Source organism: Gordonia sp. CNJ-863 (assembly GCF_001942325.1).
GTDB classification, from domain to species: Bacteria; Actinomycetota; Actinomycetes; order Mycobacteriales; family Mycobacteriaceae; genus Gordonia; species Gordonia alkanivorans.
In genome coordinates this window covers 14,435-16,240 of record NZ_MKKG01000038.1, presented here as the reverse complement: position 1 = coordinate 16,240, position 1,806 = coordinate 14,435, and the positions used below count along the sequence as shown (strand labels likewise).

General features: G+C 67.1%; 1 protein-coding gene and 1 pseudogene. Both read right to left on the bottom strand.

Features of this window, described 5'->3' with window-relative positions; genetic code table 11:
* On the bottom strand, positions 1-745 hold a 745-nt coding region (locus BJF87_RS18075; protein WP_075863681.1), incomplete at its 3' end, for a hypothetical protein.
* Positions 745-1,806: pseudogene (locus tag BJF87_RS18070) on the bottom strand (hypothetical protein); the annotation flags it as partial. The gene BJF87_RS18075 and the pseudogene BJF87_RS18070, both read right to left, overlap by 1 nt.

The window sequence follows — 1,806 nt, the reverse complement described above, 5'->3', positions numbered from 1 at the left end:
CGTCGAAGTGGAATCCGGTGTCGTCGTCGAAGTCGTCGAAGGCGGCGAAGTTGACCGAGGCGTGCTCTTCGAGGATGGCCGCGACGCGGGCGTGGTCGTCGCGAGCCAACGCGTCTCCGAGGGCAGCGATCTGTTGACGACTCATCTGGGTGTGGTCGAGGCCTTGGGGTCCGCCGAAGTCGAAGGATTTGGCCATGCGGTAGTCGTAGTTGCCGCCGTCGGTGCGGGCGTGGACGTCGGCGGTGAAGTGGATGGTCGGTCGCATCCGGGAGACGTCGACGCCGCTGTCGACGAGGCGTTGGGCGACCTGTGCGTCGACGAGGCGGCCTTGAGCGTCGGGCCGCAGGCTCTTGGTGCGCCCGGCCCGCCAGTCGTAGACGGCACTTGGTGAGCGGCCGAGTTGTCGTGCGGCTCCGTCAACCCCGCCCATGCGGGTGATCTCGGCGCGGCGAGCGACGAGGTCGGCGGTGCGGTCATCGGGGATGCGGCCCTGTTGTTTCCAGCGGCGGAAGGTGCGCCGCGAGGGTGGGCGGCGGCCGGCGTCCTGGGCGGCTTTACAGGCGGCGTCGTAGCCGATAGTGCCGAGGTGATCGGTGGGGGTGCGCTCACCCACCAGACCGGCATCGGCGCGCGCGAGATCAGCCGCGGTGCCGGCTGCGACGGAGACCTGCCGGCCGGCGGCCGCGGTGGTGGTGGCGGTGGGTTCGTCGCGGCGTTCGCGACGGCGCGGCCGGAACTGGGCCATCAGCTCACCACCTCACTGGTGATCACTGAGTCGTGGTCAGGGATGGAATCACTTGCGGCAGTGCCGTCGTCGTCTGGTTGCCCAGAGGCCGTGTAGGCGGTGTTGATGGCTTTGCGCACCTCGGTGGGTGTGGTAGCCGTCAGCAACGCAAGGATGACGTCGTCATCGAGAGGGCGCCGCTTCTCGACCACGAATTTGCCGAGGTAGGTCAGTTCGTCGGCGAGCTCCACGCCTGCGGGTGCGAGGTAGGTCCAAGCGTCGGTGAGGCCTTTGATGGGCCAAATGTTGTGTTCGCGTGCGAGTTTCATGGCTTTGGCGCGGGAGCGGTGGCGGGCGTGAGCCTTGATGGCCGCAGCCCAGATCGGCTGGTAGTGGTGGCGCATGTGGGAGTCCCAGTTGCGGTCACCGGCGATGCGTCCGAGGTAGCCCTTGTAGATGTCGGTGACCATCGACTTGAGGATCGGGTCATCGGCCTCCACGGCAGCTTTGCGGGCGGCAGCGAGCAGTTCCTTCCACCGCTTGAGCACTTGCCCTTGGTCGGTGGTGGTCCAGGCCTCGGTGATCGCCAGATCCGCGATGTCGAGGCCCGCTCCCCCATCCGGGATGGGCGCGGTCAGGCTGATGATCGTTTCGGTGGTCACCCAGGTCGTCACGGGCCGGTCGGTGCGCATCCGCGGGTGCGGCAGGGGCAGCTTGTCCGGCAGGGCGAGGGTGTCGGCGGCCGGCAGCGTGATCTGCCAAACCCCGAACGGCAGAGGGCTACTGGTGTGGGCGAGTTCCTCAGCGCCGGTGCTGTGGTGAACGAGTTCGCCGTACCCGAGGTTGATCATGCCGGCACTGGCCAGATACGAGGCGCGTTGGTCGATGGTTACCAGCTCATCGGCGGCGTCGAGTTCCTCGGTGTCGATCCAGCCACGCGACCACACGATGACCGGTTCGAGTTCATCGGCATCCTGAATATCTATTGGCGGCAACGGAACTGGCGCATCGACAATGATTCCGCGACCGGTCTTGCGGCGATCCCGAAAGACCCGGTCGAGGATCACCGCCCCGGTACGTGC